Consider the following 1,122-nt stretch of genomic DNA (forward strand, 5'->3'; position numbering starts at 1 on the left):
GTGAAGTGGCGCATCCGGCAGAGCAAGCGCCGCGTGAATACCGCCTCCTATCGGGCGTACGACACGAGCGTGCCGTTCGCGAAGCGGCAGGCCGAGTCCACGCAGACCGAAGGCACGCTGCCGGCACTCGGCCAGAAGCTCCTCGTCGGCGAGATGGAGCAGCTCCTCCTGGACGCGTCGCGCGGCGCTGACGAGGACCGCCTGGTGGAGCTGCTGTACGACGATGTGGAGCGTCACGTCGAAGCGATCCGCTCCCGCCTCGAACTCGCCGCTGGTGACGTGCTGTTGGATGGCAAGTTCACCCTCACTGGAGAGAACGGCCTCACGGTCGAGGCGGACTACGGTGTACCGCAGGCCAACATGCCTACGGCGCCGAAGCCGTGGTCTGACCCTGCGGCGGATCCCATCGCGGATGAGCTTCGGTGGATCGACTACCTCGACTCCATCGGCGCCCCGGCCCCGGAGATGGTCCTCACTTCCCGCAAGGCTTGGTCGCATCTAGTCAGCAACCAGTCCTACCGCGCGGCCTACTACGGCACTCCTGCTGGTGGTCAGACTCCGACGGCGACGCTCAATCCAGAGCAGGTCAACTCGGTGCGCGGCACGTACGGGCTCCCGCCTGTCACCTTCTACAAGGCTCAGGTCTGGCAGGACGACGTGTCCAAGCGGGTCCTGCCGGAAGACCGGTGGATCATGCTGCCGCCAGACCGCGCGAAGTGGGGCCAGACCCAGTACGGCACCACCACCGAGTCCCTCGCCCTGTCACGCGGCACGAACCCGCAGATCGAGCGGGAGGACGCCCCGGGCATCGTCATCACCCGTGACGTCCAGGACGATCCCGTGCAGATCTGGACCAAGGGCGCCGCAGCCGCGATGCCTGTCCTGTACTCGCCGGACTGCCACATCACCGCAACCGTCCTGTGAGCGCCGCTGTGAAGTCGCTCGGCGTGCTCGCCGCGGCCGTCCATGTCCTCGACCCCGTAGAGCGCATCCCCGTAGTGCTGCTCGCCGGCGAGCACGTGACGGACCCGGCAGTGGCCGAGCAGATCACCAATCCACGCTGCTGGGAGGACGAGCAGCCGTCCATCCAGCCTGGCAAGCCGTCTGCCCGGAAGGCGAAAC

General features: G+C 67.3%; 2 protein-coding genes. Both read left to right on the forward strand.

What is annotated here, in order from left to right; translation table 11 throughout:
- Window positions 1-924, forward strand: a 924-nt coding sequence (locus ACZ5CR_RS46700) for a major capsid protein (protein ID WP_468870131.1), incomplete at its 5' end; no start/stop codon positions are given.
- On the forward strand, window positions 921-1,122 hold a 202-nt coding region (locus ACZ5CR_RS46705), incomplete at its 3' end, for a hypothetical protein (protein ID WP_468870132.1). The genes ACZ5CR_RS46700 and ACZ5CR_RS46705, both read left to right, overlap by 4 nt.

This window comes from Streptomyces sp. NPDC031274 (assembly GCF_055570235.1).